The sequence below is a fragment of the Afifella aestuarii genome (assembly GCF_004023665.1).
GTDB classification, from domain to species: Bacteria; Pseudomonadota; Alphaproteobacteria; order Rhizobiales; family Afifellaceae; genus Afifella; species Afifella aestuarii.
Genome location: NZ_SAUF01000002.1, coordinates 1,014,474 through 1,029,811 on the forward strand (window position 1 = coordinate 1,014,474; position 15,338 = coordinate 1,029,811).

The 15,338-nt window shown below is 63.9% G+C and carries 11 protein-coding genes; 6 read left to right on the top strand and 5 right to left on the bottom strand.

Translation table 11 applies throughout. The features are described 5' to 3' along the window. Positions 1-17: 17 nt before the first annotated feature. Positions 18-1,109 (top strand): mandelate racemase/muconate lactonizing enzyme family protein, encoded by a 1,092-nt coding sequence (locus EO094_RS13195; protein ID WP_128292779.1) that lies wholly within the window; start codon positions 18-20, stop codon positions 1,107-1,109. Here the strand turns inward: EO094_RS13195 and EO094_RS13200 are convergent. Beyond that, positions 1,038-2,414 (bottom strand): class I adenylate-forming enzyme family protein, encoded by a 1,377-nt coding sequence (locus EO094_RS13200; RefSeq protein ID WP_128292781.1) that lies wholly within the window; start codon positions 2,412-2,414, stop codon positions 1,038-1,040. The genes EO094_RS13195 and EO094_RS13200 overlap by 72 nt on opposite strands. Before the next feature lie 203 nt (positions 2,415-2,617). On the opposite strand from EO094_RS13200, the gene EO094_RS13205 reads away from it, so the two are divergent. Next, positions 2,618-4,762 carry an alpha/beta hydrolase family protein gene (locus tag EO094_RS13205; protein WP_164879658.1) on the top strand — a complete coding sequence of 715 codons (2,145 nt, stop codon included), beginning with the start codon at positions 2,618-2,620 and terminating at the stop codon, positions 4,760-4,762. A 101-nt stretch (positions 4,763-4,863) separates the two neighbouring features. Here EO094_RS13205 and EO094_RS13210 read toward each other — a convergent pair whose 3' ends face one another. The 4 genes from EO094_RS13210 to EO094_RS13225 all read right to left on the bottom strand — a co-directional run bounded on the left by EO094_RS13210 (position 4,864) and on the right by EO094_RS13225 (position 10,052). Continuing rightward, positions 4,864-5,751, bottom strand: a complete 888-nt coding sequence (locus EO094_RS13210) for an ABC transporter permease (protein ID WP_128292786.1) — start codon at positions 5,749-5,751, stop codon at positions 4,864-4,866. 16 nt (positions 5,752-5,767) lie between these two features. Then, positions 5,768-6,718, bottom strand: a complete 951-nt coding sequence (locus tag EO094_RS13215; protein ID WP_128292789.1) for an ABC transporter permease — start codon at positions 6,716-6,718, stop codon at positions 5,768-5,770. A gap of 71 nt (positions 6,719-6,789) precedes the next feature. Next, positions 6,790-8,448 carry a peptide ABC transporter substrate-binding protein gene (locus EO094_RS13220; protein ID WP_128292802.1) on the bottom strand — a complete coding sequence of 553 codons (1,659 nt, stop codon included), beginning with the start codon at positions 8,446-8,448 and terminating at the stop codon, positions 6,790-6,792. Between the two features lie 44 nt (positions 8,449-8,492). After that, positions 8,493-10,052, bottom strand: a complete 1,560-nt coding sequence (locus EO094_RS13225; protein WP_246008531.1) for an ABC transporter ATP-binding protein — start codon at positions 10,050-10,052, stop codon at positions 8,493-8,495. A gap of 377 nt (positions 10,053-10,429) precedes the next feature. Here EO094_RS13225 and EO094_RS13230 point away from each other — a divergent pair, with 377 nt between their 5' ends. From EO094_RS13230 to EO094_RS13245, 4 genes are all read left to right on the top strand, one after another. Continuing rightward, positions 10,430-11,035, top strand: coding sequence for a helix-turn-helix domain-containing protein (locus EO094_RS13230; RefSeq protein WP_128292807.1), 606 nt, complete (start codon positions 10,430-10,432; stop codon positions 11,033-11,035). 23 nt (positions 11,036-11,058) lie between these two features. Then, positions 11,059-12,363, top strand: coding sequence for an NAD(P)/FAD-dependent oxidoreductase (locus EO094_RS13235; protein ID WP_128292809.1), 1,305 nt, complete (start codon positions 11,059-11,061; stop codon positions 12,361-12,363). A gap of 284 nt (positions 12,364-12,647) precedes the next feature. Next, positions 12,648-13,499, top strand: coding sequence for a GNAT family N-acetyltransferase (locus EO094_RS13240; protein ID WP_128292811.1), 852 nt, complete (start codon positions 12,648-12,650; stop codon positions 13,497-13,499). A 124-nt stretch (positions 13,500-13,623) separates the two neighbouring features. Further along, positions 13,624-15,087 (top strand): aldehyde dehydrogenase family protein, encoded by a 1,464-nt coding sequence (locus EO094_RS13245; RefSeq protein WP_128292814.1) that lies wholly within the window; start codon positions 13,624-13,626, stop codon positions 15,085-15,087. The last annotated feature ends 251 nt before the right edge of the window (positions 15,088-15,338 follow it).

The following is a 15,338-nucleotide window of genomic DNA, read 5'->3' on the forward strand; positions in this document are numbered from 1 at the left end:
CCGCCGGACGGGTCCGAATGCGCATCGAGGAAGCCTCGTCTCGGCCTTATGCGCTGAGGCTCGCCCGGCCCTGGGTTGCGGCAAGCGCGACGATGACGACGCGGTATGGCCGCCTCGTCATGCTCGCCTCGGATGGCTTCGTCGGCTTCGGTGATTGTGCGCCGCTGCCGAGTTCGGGCGAGAAAGGCCATGCCGAGACCTTTCGCGCGCTCGACGAGGTTCTGCGGACGCTTCCGGGCGAGGATGTCGACCCGCTCGCGGGTGATCTCGTCGCGCGCATCGCTCAGCCGCAGGTGCGCTGGGCCGTCGAGACCGCCTGTCTCGATCTCTGCGCAAAGAAGCGCGGCCTGCCGCTGCACCGGCTTCTGCGCGAGACTTCGGCGGCTGACGTGCCCGTGAACGCCGCTCTCGGTCGCCTCGACGAAGGCTGCGCCGGCCGCGCGGTGAGAGCCGCCGAGGCGGGTTTTGCCGTCGCCAAGATCAAGCTCGGTGTCGATCCCGTAGAGCGCGAGGTTGCCGCCTTGAAAGAGGTGGTCGAGGTGAGCGGCAAGGCTCTGTCCTTCCGCTTCGACGCCAACCGTGCCTGGGAGAAGGCCGATGCGCGCCGGGTCCTGAATGCGCTCGCGGCGATGGACGGCCTGCGCGTCGATGGTGTCGAGGAGCCGCTTGCAGGGCCGACGCCGGAGGCGCTCGCATCCCTGCAGGCGGAGCTGCCGTTTCCGCTTGCCGCCGATGAATCCGTCCCGGTGCTGGGGGTGGATGCGCTGCTTGATGCGCGCGCCGTCCGCCGTCTCGTCGTCAAGCCGGCACGGATCGGCGGCATGGCTTCAACGCTTGATCTCGCCCGTCGCGCGCAACGGGCCGGCGTGGAGCTCGTTCTGACCTCGGTCGTCGATTCCACCGTCGGCGTCATGGCGGCCGCCCATCTCGCCGCCGCTCTGCCGGCGGGGCAGGGGCTCGCGCACGGCCTCGGTACGCTCGCCTGGCTTGCCGAAGACGTCGCTGCGCCGCCGCCGATCGAGAAGGGTGTGATCCGGCTACCGGAGCGTCCGGGCCTCGGCCTTACTCCGTTCGACCACCTGCCAGGCGGCGAGGCGCTTCAGAGCTGAACGGTCGGGCTTGCCGCTCGCAAGCAGCGGCAGTGCCGCAACCCGCACGACCGCGCGCGGGCGGAGCGCGCCTTCGATATGATCGCGGCACCAGGAAAGCAGCGCCGCTTCGTCGCCCGGGCCGGCATAGATCGCGGTGACGATCTCGCCCCAGATCGGATCCGAGCGCCCGGTGACGGCCACGGTCTCAATCCCCGGAGCCTTGGCAAGCAGCACTTCCACGCTTTGCGGCATGACCTTCTTGCCGCCGGTGACGATGACGTCGTCGGCGCGCCCAAGGATGGTGATTGCACCCGTTTCGTCGATCTCGGCCAGATCGGCCGTGATGAACCAGTCGCCCGAAAGCCCGTCGCCCGGGGTAAGCGTCGGATTGGCATAGCCCGCCATGACGTTCGGCCCGCGCAGCTTCAAGCGTCCCGAAGGATCGAGCGCGACCTCGGTTTCGCCCAGCGGTTTCCCGACGAAGCCAGCCCGCCAGGGCCGTGGCAGGGCAGGGAGGGTGGCAAGCTGCGAAGCCGTTTCGCTCATCCCGTAGGTGGGCTGGATCGGCCAGTCGCGAGACGCTGCCCGCTCCGCAAGCTCCGGCGACAGTGCCGCCCCGCCGATCAGCACATGCCGCAGGCTTGTCGGTGCATTCTCTTCGTCGGCATCGAGAAGACGCGCGAGCATCGCCGGCACCAATGAGAGATGCGTGACCGGTCTTTCGCGCAAAGCATTAAGGATGGCAGCAGCCTCGAATTTTTCCGCAATCAGCGCCTCCGCGTCGGCGAGTGCGGTGCGCACCAGGATGGAAAACCCACCGATATGGAAAAGCGGCAGGCAGGCGAGCCAGAGGTCGCCCTTCTGAAGCGGCGCCATGGTCGCGCCCGCGCGCGCTGCGGCTTCAAGATTGGCGCCCGACAGCATCACGGCCTTCGGCCGGCCCGTGCTGCCGGAGGTGGCGACGAGAAGCGCGATGCCGGAAGGCGCTACCCATCGGCGGGAGGGGGAGGGCGCCGCGATCTCGGAAGCGGCTGGAAAGGCATCAGCCAAAAGACATGCCGTGCCTTCGATCGGCTGTTCCCCGACGACAAGCCCGGACCCCGATTGGGCGATGAGATCGGCGACGACCGCCTGCGGCAGCGCCGGATCGATCGGAAAGAGCGGCGCCGGCAGATGCGGGGCGGCGAAGGCAAGCCGCGCCAGGATCTCAGCCGAGGCGGTCAGCGCCACGATCGGCCGCCCCGGCTCGGTGCCTGCCTCTCTCAAGAGACGGGCATCGCCCGGCGTAAAGGCCGCAAGCTCTGAGGCGAGGAAAAAAGACATGCCCCCTTATGGCAGCAATCGCGCCATCGGAAAGAGGGATCGCCGGCGCGCATGGACGCAGCGATGCGGTTCCGGCTGAAGCCGCCTCTTTCGCTCGGTCGCGGATACACAGGCAGCTCATCTTTCCGTCTTTCTTTCGTCATCTGCCCCCGCCTAAGATCAAACCTCATCGATGACGTCAGTGGGGTATGAGGATGGGGCTGGTGTGGGAGACGGGAAATGAAACTTCGGTTTCTGCTGCGCTGACATCTTCGGCAGGAGACCTGTCCAAGGGCGCCGTCGATGTCCTGGGCGACGTCGTTCTGCTCAATCGTGCGATCTACGGAGGAGCCGACGCGCTTCCCGATGAATATCTCGCCGATTACAGCGCCAACCGAGATCCTGATGACGTCGGCTTGCGGTCGGACCTCAATGTCTATGACCGCTATGATCTTTATCTGGCGCAGTTCGGCTTCAAGACGCTGTCCTCCTCAGAACTCGGCTTTAATGCGGGTGACATCGGCGCCAGCGAAACGAGCGACGGTTACGATCAGAACTACACCTATGCCGGTGACCTCTACCGCAACAATTACCGCGTGGACGAGGACGGTGATGAAAGCGTCTTCACGCAGGCAGGGGCCGTCGCGCTCGCGGCGATCAAGGAAAACGATGCCGGCAACACGCTCTATCTGACATTCCGCGGCACCGATGCGGACGGCATCTTCGCCGATGGAGAGGCCGGCACCGGCATCGGCCAGGCGCGCTACTACGAGCAGCTGCGGGCGTTCATCGATCGGGCGCTGGAATATGTCGAGGATCCGGCCAACGACGTGACCAAGGTCGTGGTCTCAGGCCACAGCCTCGGCGGCACCGTGGCGGACCTCTTCACCATCTATGACGGGGCGCGCTTTGCCGCCGTCGACGGTGTGGAGCTTGAAGTCGTGGCGCTCGCCTCAGCCGGCGTCGATCCGATTGCGCTCACATTGATGGGCGATTACGACACGTCGATCGTGGATATCGACGGGGTTTCGGTCTCGTTCAATACGCCGGACTGGTATTCGCAACTCGACCATTCGGAAGATATCGTGCGCAATCCGGGCGCCTATGATGCGGGCGAGCATCTGTTTCAGGATCCGACCCAGGCGCCGATCACCGCAGCGGCCGTCGCGACCCTTGGCGATCAGATCCACTTCGAGGGCAACCGCGTCCAGTTCGATGCGCCCCTGATCGACCAGTACGCGATCTCGAAATCCTTCGATACGAACTTTCTCGCCGAGCATTATGCGAGTTTCTATGAGCTCGTCGAAGGCGAGTTCGCACTGGTGGCCCCCGTGGCGCCGACGCTCGATTACGACCGCTACATCACATTGAATGGCACCAACGAACGCCTCGACGACGTCTCCGACGACAATCAGGTGAACGGCTGGAACGTGCCGATCGACGACGAAGGCAATTACGCCTCTGCCACCGACGATATCTTCATCATGGGACTTGATGGCAGCGACACGATCACGACCGGCAGCGGTGACGATTTTCTCACCGGCGGTGCCGGTGATGATCGCCTCAACGCAGGCTCTGGTGACGATGTCGTCATGGGCGACGTGTCGGGATCGTCCGGCCGCGATATCATCGCCTCGGGCGCCGGCGACGATACGGTCTATGGCGGCGACGCGGACGACGATGTGAACGCCGAGGACGGGCTCGATCTCGTCTTCGGTGGCGCTGGCGACGACACCATGGCGGGTGGCGCGGGCGCCGACACACTCTACGGCGGCACCGGCAGCGATCTCGTCTATGGCGGAACCGCCAATGATAAGCTCGGTGGCGGCGACGGGGACGACACCTTGTGGAGCGGCAGCGGCGACGACACCCTTTTCGGCGGCAGCGGGGCCGACGAGATCGGCGGCGGTTCGGGCAGGGATCTCGCCTTCGGCGGCCTCGGCGACGACAGCGTCTATGGCGGCGATGGTGACGACGAGATCTGGGCGGGCGCGGGCTCGGACAAGGCCTATGGTGGCGCCGGCAACGATGTCATCGGTGCGGGCGGGGGCAATGACCAGCTCGACGGTGGTGACGGCAACGACACGCTTTATGCGGGAGAGGGCGCCGACACGCTCACCGGCGGTGCCGGTGCCGATATCCTTTATGGAGGCTCGGGCAGCGACGTCTTCGTTTTTGGGGAGGGTAGCGGCGCCGATATCGTCGTCGACTTCGATCAGGACGAGGGCGACGCAGTCGATCTCGAGGGACAGACGGCGACCGCCTCGGAAAACGACGATGGCGATCTCATCCTCGCCTTGTCGGGCGGCGGCAGCGTCGTCTTTGTCGGCCAGACGATGGAGACGTTCGACCTCGATCTCTACGCCTGAGGCCTCCCCCTGTTCAATAAAGTTCGGCCGCGCGTCGACAGTCCCGCGCGGCCATGCATCTCGAATCGGGCAAGCCATGCCGCGGCATGGCCGCCTTCCCGTCATCCCCCCTCGGCACGCACATCCAGGGCGTCGCGCAGGCCGTCTCCGATGAAGTTGAAGCCGGTGACGGCCAGTGTGATCGCGATGCCGGGAACGATTGCGAGCCAGGGCGCCGTTTCCAGATATTGCTGTGCGCCGTTCAGCATGTTGCCCCAGCTCGGCAGTGGCGGCTGGATGCCATACCCGAGAAAGCTGACATAAGCCTCCGTCAGGATCGCGCGAGCCACGGTCAGGGTCGCGGCGACGATGATCGGCCCCATCGCATTCGGCAGCACCTCGCGGAACATCATGTGGCTGCCGCTGAGGCCGAGCATCTTGCCCGCCAGGACGAACTCGCGTTCCCGGAGCGAGCGCACTTCGGCCTCGACGATGCGCGAGACTTCCATCCAGCTGGTGAGTGCGATGATCACCGTGATCACGGCGGGGCTGGGTTTGAGGACCGCAGCCAGGGCGAGCACGAGGAAGATCGAGGGGAACGCCAGGAAGGCATCGACCAGACGCATGAGCACGGAGCCGATCCACCCACCGCGATAGCCGGCGACCACACCGACGAGAGCGCCGACGAAGGTGGACAGAAGCATCGCGAACAGCCCCACCAGAAGGGAGATTCGCCCGGCCTCCAGCAGACGCGCCGCAAGATCGCGCCCGAGGGGGTCGGTTCCGAGATAATGATTGCCGCTGAAGGGTGGGGAAAAGCGCGCGCGGATGTCGATCTGCAGCGAATCGTACGGCAGCAGCCAAGGCCCAAAGATGCAGGCCAGCGCGAGCGCCACGATGATCACCGCACCCGCCAGCGCCAGCTTGTGCTGCATGAAGCGCCTGGCGGTTCGGCTTCGCCACCAGCGTTCGCGTCGTCGGGAATGAGGGGTGGCCGAGAGTGCGGTCATGTCGCTCTCCTTTGGGTCAGGCAAGACGGATGCGCGGGTCGACCATCGACACGACGATATCGGCGATCAGATTGCCGAGCAGCGTCAGGATGGCCGAAAGCATCAGCAGTCCCATCACGACCGGATAATCGCTGTAGCTCAGGCTATCGAGGAACAGCCGTCCCATCCCGGGCCAGGTGAAGACGGTCTCCGTCACCAGTGCGCCGCTCAGAAGCTGCGGCAGCTGCATTCCGGCGAGCGTGATCATCGGCAGCAGGGCATTGCCGACGACATGCTTCATCAGCACACGTTTTTCGCGGACGCCCTTGGCGCGGGCGGTCTTGACGAAGTCCTGATGGATGACGTCGAGCGTCGCCGTCCGCATGTAGCGGCTCCATACGGCGACATGCACGAGCGACAGGACGAGGCTGGGCAGGACCAGATGATGCAGATAGCCCAGAACCGTCTCGTTGCCGATCGTGTACATGTTCCCGGCGGGAAACCAGCCGAGCTTCAAGGAGAAAATGTAGATCGAGACCAGTCCGAACCAGAAGGTCGGGATCGACAGCGCCACCATGGCGCCGACCGTGGCCGTATAGTCGAAGAGGGAATATCGGTGGGTCGCCCCGCGGATCCCGATCCAGGTGCCGATGGCGATGGAAATGGCCATCGACGAACCCATCAGAATGAAGGTCGCGAAGATATGGCGCCCGATCACTTCGGTCACCGGTGCGCCGTCACGGTAGGACGTGCCCCAATCGCCGTGGAGCATCCGCCAGGCCCAGTCCAGATACTGGATCGGAAGCGGCCGGTTCAGTCCCATCTGCTCTTTGAGACGCTCCAGATCGGCAGCGGTCATGCCCGGATCAAGCGCATACTGCGACAGCGGTCCCCCCGGGATGAGGTTGAGGATCGTGAAGCCGATGATCGACACGATGATCAGGAGAATAAGGCTTTGCCACAGGCGATTGAGCAGAAATGGGAGCATTCAGCGGTCTCGGTAATACGACGTGGGCGTCAGGCCCGCCGCCGCAGAGGCGGCGGCGGGCGCCGGAGAGGTCAGCTGACCCAATACCAGCTGGCGGCGTTCCAGGATTCCGTGCGGGTGTTGCCGTTGGGCTCGAAGCCTTCGATCCCGGACTTGCGTCCGTGGATGAAGTTCTCGGCAAAGAGCGGCAGGAACGGCAGCTCGTGACGGACGATCTTTTGCACCTCGTCGTAGATGACCTTGCGCTCGACCGGGTCGAAGATGCGCGTGCCTTTTTCCAGAAGCTCGTCGATGCGGGCGTTCTTGATCTGCACGTTGTTTGAGCCGGAGCCGCCCTGTGCGGTGATCGCGCTCGAATGGAAACGGTTGGTGACGTCCGGGTCCGAGCCGATCAGGTAGGTCGTGCCGACGACCGCCGTGTCGAAGCGCGATTGCATCCAGAAATCGCCCCACATGACGGCAGCCGGCATGTTTTCAATCGTCATCTCGACGCCGACCTGTTGCAGCATTTGCTGGACGAATTGCTGCATCTGTTCACGCAGATGGTTGCCGGAGGTGGTCGAGTTCTTGAAGGAAAGCCGCACGCCATCCTTTTCGCGGATACCGCCGGCGCCGCGTTTCCAGCCGGCTTCGTCGAGAAGCGCATTGGCTTTGTCGGGCGAGTATTCGTGCAGCGGCAGGTCCGGATAATAGTAGTAGGAGTTGCGCGGCACATAGCTTTCGACCGGATCATGCACGCCGTAGTAGATCGCGTCGATGATCGCTTGCTTGTCGATGGCCGCGTAAAGGGCCTCGCGCACCGCGAGTTCCTTGAATTGAGGGCGCTCCAGGTTGAGCGCGATCGATTCAATCGACGGAGCCGGTTGCAGCACCAGCGTGCGATCGGGGAGGGTCTTGGCTTCTTCGTAATTGTCCGGCGTGATGTACATCCGGCCCAAAAGGTCGATGTCGCCGCTGCGGAACTGCGTGAAGTGAACGGTGATGTCCGGGATGTACTTGAAAACCAGCTGTTCGAGGTAGGGTCCTTCGCCGTGATAGTCGGCATTGGCGAGCAGTTCGACCCGGTCGCCGGCGAGACGACGGTCCCATTTGAATGCGCCGGTGCCGATCGGGCTCTGGTTGAAGGGGGCGCTGTTGGGGTCCTCGACGCCTTCGAAGGCATGCTTGGGAACGATGAAGGTTTCCGTCAGGAAGGACAGGTAGGGCGAAAACGGCTCTTCCATCCGCCAGGTCAGCTCCGTCGGAGAGACCACGGTGATGTCACGCAAAAGCGAGTGCCCGGCCGTGCGCCAGGCGCGGAAATCCGGATTCACGATCAGCTCGAGCGTGAATTTCACATCTTCGGCCGTAAATGGCTTGCCGTCGTGCCATTTCACGTCGTCACGCAGCTTGATGCGCCATTCGGTGCCATCCTCGGAAATGCCGCCGTTGGCCTGGGTGGGCACCTCGGTTGCGAGATTGGGCACGACCTCGCCTTCAGGCGTGAAGCGGAACAAGGCGTCGAAGACCGAGAAGTGCACGCCGTCGTCGACTTCGATTTTGACCATCAACGGGTTGAAGACGGTGGGTTCCTGCACGAGGCCCACGATCACCCGGCCCTCCGGGGAGCCCTCGGTCTGCGCAAAGGCCGGCTTGCCGAGCAGATTGGGGGCCATCAGCGTGGCGCCGGCGGCGCCCATAAGTCCGAGCGCACCGCGCCGGGTCAAAGTTATGCTTTTCTTCTCGGTCATCGACTCTTCCCTCTCGAAATGAACGGGTTGGTGGGTCGGCGGCTTCAGGCGGCCGCCTTTTCCCCTGGAATTGCTGCCACCAGCTCTCGCGTGTAGTCGCTTTGGGGATTGAGAAAGATCTGCGAGGGCGGTCCCATCTCGACGATGCGACCCTTCTGCATGACGGCAATTTCGTCACTGATCTGCGAGGCGACGCGCAGGTCGTGGGTGATGAACACCATCGAGACGCCGGTCTCCCGCTGGATCCGGTCAAGCAGTTCGAGGATCTGTGCCTGGATGGACACGTCCAGTGCCGAGACCGATTCATCGGCGACGAGGAGGCGTGGTTTGAACATCAGCGCCCGGGCGATGCCGACACGCTGACGCTGGCCGCCGGAGAATTCGTGCGGGTAGCGATCGAAAGCTCCAGGATCGAGACCGACCTCGGTGAGCAAGGCGAGCGCCTCGGCCTTTGCATCTGAGAACGACATGCCATGCGCGCACGGACCGACGGTCAGGATCTGGCCGATGGTCGAGCGCGGGTTGAGGGAGGCGAAGGGATCCTGAAAGATCATCTGGATCCGCGGACGCAGCGGGCGGAACTCGGCCTCGGACATCGGAGCGATATCCGTGCCCTCGAAAAAGATCTCGCCGCCGTCGCTTTCGGCCAGTTTGACCAGAAGGCGCCCCATCGAGGACTTGCCCGAACCGCTTTCTCCGACAACGCCAAGCGTGCGCCCCGGCAGGAGATCGAAGCTCGCGCCCTGGACCGCCTTGACGACGCGCTCGGTGCCGAACATCCGGCTCCCGCTGCGATAGGTCTTGACGAGGTCGCGAACTTTCAGAATGGGCGTGTCGCTGCGGGCGACATGAGGCGTGCGGTCCTGCCCGATGATGTGCGGAACCGCGGCGATCAGGCGCTTGGTATAGGGATGGGAGGGCGTCTTGAGGACCGTATCCGCATCGCCCTGCTCGACGATCTTGCCCTTTTCCATCACCACCACGTTGTCGGCGATCTCGGCCACCACGCCGAAATCGTGGGTGATGAACACGACACTCATATTCTTGCGGTGCTGGATGTCTTTGATAAGCGCCAGGATTTGCGCCTGGGTGGTGACATCCAGCGCGGTCGTCGGTTCGTCCGCGATCAAGATGCCGGGTTCGAGCGCGAGCGCCATGGCGATCATGACGCGTTGCCGCTGACCGCCGGACAGCCGGAACGGGTATTGCCGGTACATCGTCTCAGGCTCGGGCAGTCCGACTTCTTTCAAAAGCTCGACAGCGCGGGATTTGCGTTCGGCCTTGGTGCCGACCCCGTGCGCGGACATGACTTCGACGATCTGATCGCCGACCGTCATCAGAGGATTGAGCGCCGAGAGCGGGTCCTGGAAGATCATGGACACCTTCCGCCCGCGCATGTCGCGAAGCGCCGCAGGATTCATGGACTGAATCTCCGTGGTGCCCACGTAGATGCTGCCTTCACCGATGCGAATGCTGAAGGGAAGGAGCCCCATGATGGCGTTCGCGGTGATCGATTTTCCTGACCCCGACTCCCCGATGATGCAGAGAATTTTGCCTGGCACGAGATCAAACGAGATCTGCGAGACCGCGTAGGAGCGCTCCATCCCTTTGGGAAGGTTCAATGTCAGGTTTCTGACCGAAAGCGCGGCGTCCTGGCCGAGCGGGCGCGGGTTAGGCTCGATTGTCACGAAACGCTCCTCCTGCCATGCTTGACGCAGGTGAGCATATATTGAAATTAGCCGCAAGAATTTTGATGATTGGCCACCGATCGGCGGGGCCATTTGCTTCTATCGGACCCACTTAATAATTTGATATATATAGTAAAAACGTATTTTGGCTATTTTTCAGGCGTCGGTGGAAATGAGGCATTTCCGATTGAAGTTTCAAAATTTTGCGTGCAGTGTGCAAATTGCAAGGACGCCGTCAGGCATTGCTGAACCCGGCCTTCTGCTGACACACGCTTGCCGGAAGGGAGCCGTCTATGGATCAGAAGTCCAACTTTAGCGTCGAGCATGCCGAGGAACATGTTGGGGCCACTTTGCGCCTTTTGCGCAAGCAGAAGGGAATGTCCCTGAAGGCGCTCGCCGAGGCGTCAGGCGTTTCCGTCGGCATGATCAGCCAGGTCGAACGCGGCCTCGCCAATCCCTCGGTGCGCTTGCTCACATCTTTGCGGCGGGCGCTGAACGTCTCGTTTCAGGAGCTCTTCGCCAAGCCTGCATCCGAGACGGAGCATGCGGGAGATCCCGACTTTGTCCGGCGCGCGGACAATCGCCCGATCATAGACCTCGGGGATTTGCAGAAGGAATTGCTGACGCCGACGGATAAGCCGCACCTGCAGCTGATGATCATTCACATCGATGCCGGCGCGGAATCGGGTGGGTGGGCGCTCAGTTATCCTGCCGAAAAGGGCGGTCTCGTCCTCGACGGAGAGGTTATCCTGACTGTCGACGGCAAGAACGTCGCTCTTTCACATGGCGATAGTTTCGCCTTCGACGGGATGCTTCCTCATAGCTTGAGCAATGTGAGCTCCGAGCCGGCTGCAGTGCTCTGGATCATCGGCGCCGTTCAGTTCGATCGCCATTTGTAAAACCATCCTTCAGAGATAGGCCAATGTCGAAAACTGCTCAAATTCAGAACAGCCCTTATTGGTGGGTTGCCGCTCCCGTTCGGCCGCTGCCTGCGCAGTCCCTGCCGCAAAAGACCGACGTTCTGATCGTCGGGGCCGGCTTTGCGGGGCTGACCGCCGCGGTGATCCTGGCCCGTGCAGGACGATCTGTCGTCGTCGTGGACAAGATGATGCCGGGCGAGGGCGCCTCTTCGCGCAACGGGGGCATTACGAGCGGCAACATTCGGCCGAGCTTCGACGAGCTCTCTCGCCGCTTTGGTGAAGACCGCGCGCTTGCCATCGAAGCCGAAGGCAAGACGGCGCGGGAATTCCTCTACGACTTCATTCGCACCGAAAAGCTCGATTGCGATTTTCAGCCGGTGGGCAAGTTTGGTGGCGCCATCGGAAGGGAGCAATATGAAGCCGGTGCGCGCACTGCAGAGACGCTGCACAAGCGGCTTGGAATAGAAGCCTTTGCCGTGCCGCAGGCCGAGCAATCCCGCTATATCGGCAGTGATTTCTATCGCGGCGGCCATGTGCGCATGGACATCGGCGGGGTGCACCCGGCGAAACTCGCCGCAGAGATTTTACGCCTCGCACTGGAGGCCGGTGCCGCCGTGCATTCCGGGACTGAGGTGAAGGGCGTTCGTCGCGACGGCGCCGAATTCTCCGTCGAGACCTCAGCGGGCACCGTCTCTGCCCGCCAGGTTCTCGTCTGCACCAACGGCTACACCGATGGCTCCGATCCGTGGTTGCGGCGTCGTCTGATCCCGGTTCGCAGCCGGATCATCGTGACAGATCCGCTGCCCATCGAGGTGATGGACCGGTTGATGCCGAGCCGGATGATGTACAGCGAAGGGCTGATCCTGGGGCACTATTTCCGGCCGACGCCGGACGGTACGCGCATTCTTCTGGGCGGGCGCGATGCCTCTACGGGCACTGACGAAACAGGGCCTACGGAGAATATCTGCCAGGGCTTGCTGCGGATCTTCCCGGAGCTGAAGAATGTCGGCCTCAGTCACAGCTGGTATGGCCATGTCGCCATGAACTGGGACATGGTTCCGCGCCTTTTCGAGCGCGAGGGCGTGACCTATGCCACCGGTTTCTGTGGCTCTGGTGTCGTGTGGGCGCCCTGGCTTGGAACCCGCGCCGCGCACAAGCTGCTCGGAGACGATCAGGCCCGCACCGCCTTCGAGTTCCGCCCCCCGGCGGCCATACCCTTCTACAACGGCAAGCCTTATTTCCTTCCCGCTGTCATCCAGGGCTATCGCCTGCGTGATCGGCTGGCTCTGGCGCGCGCCACGCGCTGAAACGGGACAGGCGTTCCCTCTCGCTCCGTCGAGGTGACGAATTGCGGAACGACTGCCGTCACACACCTCCGTTCTGGAGGCCGCCGGCAGTCTTTCTGAATTGAAACGATCTCAGCCGATCGCGTGCGAACAACCGCCGAAGCTGTCGAGAGGCATTCGCTCGCACTTCGCAACGGCGCAGATCGCCGGAGGGTGAAGGAGCCGCGCTTCTCATCCTGCGGACTGACCGACGGTCGCGCCGCTCTTGTCGCGCGTGAGGCGTGGTCCGCAACAAGGAGATCCCAATGAATGCCACGGCTGGGGCCCGTGTCGAACTGATCGACCTGACGCCCGAACATATCCCCCACGCACACCGCCTTTCGGTGCAGGAAAACTGGCTGCATCGACCCGAAGACTGGGGGCACCTCCTGGAACTCGGCAAGGGCCGGGGCGCCGTGTTGAACGGGCAATTGGTCGGGACCGCCAACTTCGTTCCCTACGGGGAGGCGGCTGGTACCTGCAACATGATCATCGTCGATCCTTCGGTCCGCGGAATCGGGCTCGGCCGGCGGTTGATGCAGGCGGCGCTCGATGCGGCGGGGCACAGAGAATGTCGTCTGACCGCGACCGAGGCCGGCCGCCCGCTCTATGAAAAGCTGGGCTTCGCCGCGACCGGCATGATCACCCAGTACGGCGGTACGGCCGTGAGGGTGGAGGCGCCCGACAGGGTCGAGAAGGCGGGTTCGGACGATCTGGACGTGCTGGCGGCCTTGGATCTGGAGGCGATCGGAATGAACCGTCGCGCGCTGCTGGCGTTGTTGCTGCGCGATGGGGATATATGGGTGCAGCGTGACGGGAGCGTGCTTCAGGGATATGTGGCGCTCCGCAAGTTTGGGCGCGGCATGCTGATCGGCCCGCTGGTGGCGCGCGACGATGCGACGGCTGAGGGGCTTCTTCGGGCCGGCATCGCGCGCACAGCTGGGACTTTTCTGCGTTTCGACCTGACTGCCGCGGGAGACCGCCTGGCTGCGATTGCGGCAGAAGCCGGCCTTGAGCGGGTCTCGACCGGGCTCGCCATGACGCGGCCGGGAGCCGCCCCGACCCGGCAGACCGGTCCTGCCAAGGTCTACACCCTCGCAAGTCAGGCGCTCTGCTGAGGCTTGATCGCATGCCCGAGCGCACAGTCGACGCCGGAGGCGTGCCGGCGCGGCTCTCGGCCCTGCGCTGCCGCACACCTGATCAACGCCGCCGACCTTCTCTCAGTGAAACAGGAACGACCTCATGACACTCAGCTTCGATCCCGACACCCTCGAGCTGCCCCGGGGCCACTTCATCGACGGCGCCTATCTTCAGGGCCCGGACGCGATCGAGGTTTTTGCCCCCTCTGACGGGCGCAAGCTGGCCTCCGTCCCGCTCGCGGACGCGCAGACCGTGGACCGGGCCGTCGCCTCGGCGAAGGCGGCGCTGGAGAGCTCGGGATGGGCGGGCTGCGCACCGCGTGACCGGGTCCGCGTTTTGCATGCCTGGGCGGACTTGATCGAGGCGGAGGCGACGACCCTGGCCCGGCTGGAAGCGGTCGCCTCATCGCGACCGATTGCCGAGGCGACGACGGGCGACGTGGTGGTGGCGGCCGAACAGATCCGCTTCTTCGCCGAATTCGCCGACAAGGAATGCGACGCGCTGGTGCCGACATCGGACGGGCAGATGGGCTTTATCGCATCTGAACCTTATGGCGTCGTCGGCGCCATCACGGCCTGGAATGTGCCGATCGCGCTCGCCGGATGGAAGCTCGGGCCGGCATTGGCGGCGGGCAATGCCGTGGTGCTCAAACCGTCTGAAATGACGCCGTTTTCGACGCTCTATCTGGCAGAGCTCGCGGTTCGGGCCGGGCTTCCGGCCGGGCTCTTCAATGTGGTGCTCGGCGATGGCGCAACCACCGGCGAGGCGCTGGTGGCGCATCCGGACATCGCCAAGGTCTCGTTTACGGGATCGACACGGGCAGGCGTCGCCGTGATGGAAAATGCGGCCCGCAACGGCATCAAGCCGGTGACGTTGGAGCTCGGCGGGAAATCGCCCCAGGTCGTCTTCGCCGATGCCGACATCGAGCTCGCGGCACGGTGCATCACCCGCACAATCCTGAGCAATGCCGGGCAGGGCTGTGTCGCCGGCTCGCGCGTTCTCGCAGAGGCCTCGGTGGCTCAGGAACTTGGCGAGCGCATCGTCTCACTGATGAGTGCCGTTCGCCCCGGCCCGACATGGGACGAGACGACGACCTTCCCGCCGATCATCTCCGAAGGTCAGCTCTCGAGGATCAGCGGGATTCTGGACACCTCTCGCAAAGCCGGCGCGGAGATCGTCTGCGGCGGGGCGCGGTTCGATCGCGCGGGCAGCTTCTTTCAGCCGACCCTGGTGACGGATGCACCAGAAGACTCCCCCGTGATGCGCGAGGAGGTGTTCGGGCCGGTCTTGTCGCTGCAGTCTTTCGGCAGCGAAGACGAAGCGGCAACGATGGCGCGTCACCCGACCTATGGTCTGAGTTCCGGGCTTTTCACCCGCGATCTGTCGCGGGCCCTGCGGATGACCCGGCGTCTCGAAGCCGGCACGGTCTGGGTCAACCGCTATGGCCGCTCCCGCGATCACATCCTGCCGACGGGCGGGTGGAAGGCCTCCGGCCTCGGCAAAGACCTGGGACGCGAGGCATTCCTCGCCAACCGGCGCACGAAATCGGTCCTGATCGATCTCTGAGATCCGCCTCTGAGATCCGCGCGCATCCTTGAGCGTCCCCGTTTCGCCGCGGGGATGCCCGTTCGCGTGGAGATGCTGATTCAACGGCCGCGACGGCGTCCATTCGATCGATGCGCTGCGAAGGACCTTTGCCGCGACGCGGTCAGATCGGCGGCCGCCTCCCTTGCTGAATCAAGGCACGGCATTGAAGAGAGCCACAAAATCGTTTCATTGTGCTCTGCGGATGCGCGATCACCCAGGCGAGGTGATGG

Excerpts from the sequence above, each read along its gene's own strand:
- EO094_RS13195 (WP_128292779.1), top strand. The coding sequence starts at position 18 with ATGCGCATCGAGGAAGCCTCGTCTCGGCCTTATGCGCTGAGGCTCGCC.
- EO094_RS13200 (WP_128292781.1), bottom strand. The coding sequence starts at position 2,414 with ATGTCTTTTTTCCTCGCCTCAGAGCTTGCGGCCTTTACGCCGGGCGAT.
- EO094_RS13210 (WP_128292786.1), bottom strand. The coding sequence starts at position 5,751 with ATGACCGCACTCTCGGCCACCCCTCATTCCCGACGACGCGAACGCTGG.
- EO094_RS13215 (WP_128292789.1), bottom strand. The coding sequence starts at position 6,718 with ATGCTCCCATTTCTGCTCAATCGCCTGTGGCAAAGCCTTATTCTCCTG.
- EO094_RS13220 (WP_128292802.1), bottom strand. The coding sequence starts at position 8,448 with ATGACCGAGAAGAAAAGCATAACTTTGACCCGGCGCGGTGCGCTCGGA.
- EO094_RS13225 (WP_246008531.1), bottom strand. The coding sequence starts at position 10,052 with ATGGAGCGCTCCTACGCGGTCTCGCAGATCTCGTTTGATCTCGTGCCA.
- EO094_RS13230 (WP_128292807.1), top strand. The coding sequence starts at position 10,430 with ATGGATCAGAAGTCCAACTTTAGCGTCGAGCATGCCGAGGAACATGTT.
- EO094_RS13235 (WP_128292809.1), top strand. The coding sequence starts at position 11,059 with ATGTCGAAAACTGCTCAAATTCAGAACAGCCCTTATTGGTGGGTTGCC.
- EO094_RS13240 (WP_128292811.1), top strand. The coding sequence starts at position 12,648 with ATGAATGCCACGGCTGGGGCCCGTGTCGAACTGATCGACCTGACGCCC.
- EO094_RS13245 (WP_128292814.1), top strand. The coding sequence starts at position 13,624 with ATGACACTCAGCTTCGATCCCGACACCCTCGAGCTGCCCCGGGGCCAC.